Genomic DNA, 2,236 nt, shown 5'->3' on the forward strand with positions numbered 1-2,236 from the left:
GCGAGGGGCCGACCCCGCCCGCCGCCGCACCGGCCTGCTGCTCGGGCTATTCGACCTGCTGCTGGCTGCGCTCGCCCTGCTCTTGCCGCTGCTGACACTGCTGGGTGTGGCACTGCTGTTTGGGATTCGGACCCTGGTCAACGGCGTCCGGCTGACGTACGCCGTCCTCGCAGGGCTTCGTTCGCGCGGCAGTACGGAGGCGGTGCCGGGGACCTGACTCCGGCTTGCGGCTAGATCCAGCGCGGTGCGGGCGCGGGTTGGCCTTGCTTGCTGGAGCTGACGCCTTGGTCCGAGCGCCCGGCAGCCCAGGCGGTGACGTCGGGCAGGGTGCCGGAAATGATTTCCGGATCGGCCACGGTACCATCGGACACACGGAAGCTGGCGCCGCCCGTGTCCCTCAGGACCAGGTCCTGGCCGTCGCCGCGGTCGCGCCAGGAACCGACGATCTCCTGGAGGATGCGTTCCAAGACATCGGCAGGGAGGTCTGCGAAGGTTGCCCCGCTGCCAAGGTCGACGGCGTGGATCCAGACCTCGCGGGTGCGCATCCAGACGGTCTTGGAGGCGGGGATCATCCGTCCCTGCGCGTTCCTGACCTCGCGGCTCCAGGCTTCCGGCGGGGCGGCTTGCCAGGCAGCGGCAAGCCGGGCGGCCGACTGCTCGAAGAGGCTGCGCAGTTCGCTCGGCGGCAGGTTCGCGCCGTCCTCGATTTCCTGGTTCCGGACGTCCCACGATGCGTACATTGGGGTCTCGGTGCCGGTCGTCGCCCAAGCCATGAGCCGGCTGATCGCCAGGGCGTTGTAGCCCACATGGGCGACCACGTGGGCGCGGCTCCACTCCGGCAGCAGTGAGGGTGCGCGGAGTTCGTCGTCGGGCAGTTCACTGAGCTTGCGGCTGAAGAAGGCGGTGCCGTTGCGGGCGGCGAGCAGCGCGGCCTCAAGCTCGACGGGACGGTCAGGCATGTGTTCTCCTTCGCCGAATGGTCGGGCTGGATGCATGGCCAGCGTACTGCGGTTCACAGTGGAACATGCGTTCGTTGCAACCCTCATGGTTCTGATAGACAGAATTATGATGTGATGCATCGCACTTTTGCGCAGGGCTGTCCCCAGCGGCAGCTGCCCTGGACCGCGTGTTCCAGTTGGGGGGATACGCGGGCGCTGCAGGTTTTCGACCACGAGGAAGTGACATGAAACGAACATTCTTGACCGTGCTGGCCGGCGTCTCCGTGCTCGGCCTGGCGGCCTGCGGCTCGGGCTCGCCCAGCGGCGAAACGGGCACCGAAGGGGCCTCCCCGGAGGCTGGAGCGGGCGGCCTCGAGAAGGTCACCGTCGGCGTGATCCCGATCGTCGACACCGCGCCCCTGTACTTGGGCGAGGAGAAGGGCTTCTTCGAGGAAGAGGGCCTGGACCTGGACATCCAAACGGTGGCCGGCGGTGCTGCTGCCATCCCGGCGGTGGTCAGCGGCGGCTTCGACTTCTCCTTCGGCAACGTCGTCTCGGTGATGGTGGCCAACGACAAGGGCCTGGACATCCAGCTCGTGGCCAACGGCAACTCCACCTCGGGTGATGTCAGCAAGGACTTCAGCGGCGTGGTCGTGCCGGAGGATTCCGACATCCAGTCAGCCAAGGACCTGGCCGGCAAGACCGTTTCGGTGAACACGCTGGCCAACATCGGCGACACCACCATCCGCAGCATCGTCGAAGAGGACGGCGGCGATCCCGAAAGCGTCAAGTTCGTCGAGGTCGGCTTCCCGGATGCGCCGGCCGCGCTGGCCAACGGGCAGGTCGACGCAGCCTGGATCCTCGATCCGTTCCTGTCCAAGGCCGTGGCCGACGGAGGCCGTGTGATTTCCTACAACTTCGCCGACTTCGACCCGAACCTCGACATCTCCGGCTACTTCACCACCGGAGACACCGTGGAGAACAAGCCGGAGCTGGTGGCCAAGTTCAAGGCCGCGATGAACAAGTCCCTGGAGTACGCGCAGGAGAATCCGGAGGAAGTCCGCGACATCGTCGGCACCTACACCAAGATCGAAGAAGCCGATCGCGCCGAGATGGCGCTGCCGACCTTCCGCAAGGACTTCAACATGGAGGCCGCGCAGAAGCTGGCCGACGCCGCGGTGAAGTACGGCACGCTCAGCAAGGCCCCGGACCTGGAGAGCATGTATCCCTGATCCCGGCGGCCTGCAATAGCGGCACCCGAATGACTATTCAGCTGAGGCCCCTTTTCGAGTCGAAAA

Annotated in this window: 3 protein-coding genes; 2 read left to right on the forward strand and 1 reads right to left on the reverse strand. The window is 66.4% G+C overall.

Annotated features, from left to right (window positions below; translation table 11 throughout):
• On the forward strand, positions 1-217 hold a 217-nt coding region (locus D477_RS22905; RefSeq protein WP_005275170.1), incomplete at its 5' end, for a hypothetical protein.
• Between the two features lie 13 nt (positions 218-230).
• Here D477_RS22905 and D477_RS20520 read toward each other — a convergent pair.
• Entirely contained in the window at positions 231-959 is a 729-nt protein-coding gene (locus D477_RS20520; protein WP_005275172.1) for a maleylpyruvate isomerase family mycothiol-dependent enzyme, read from the reverse strand.
• A 224-nt stretch (positions 960-1,183) separates the two neighbouring features.
• Between D477_RS20520 and D477_RS20525 the strand changes: the two genes are divergently transcribed.
• Complete coding sequence (locus D477_RS20525; protein WP_005275174.1) at positions 1,184-2,170, forward strand: ABC transporter substrate-binding protein; 987 nt, start codon at positions 1,184-1,186, stop codon at positions 2,168-2,170.
• The last annotated feature ends 66 nt before the right edge of the window (positions 2,171-2,236 follow it).

The organism is Arthrobacter crystallopoietes BAB-32 (genome assembly GCF_000328305.2).
GTDB lineage: Bacteria > Actinomycetota > Actinomycetes > Actinomycetales > Micrococcaceae > Crystallibacter > Crystallibacter crystallopoietes_A.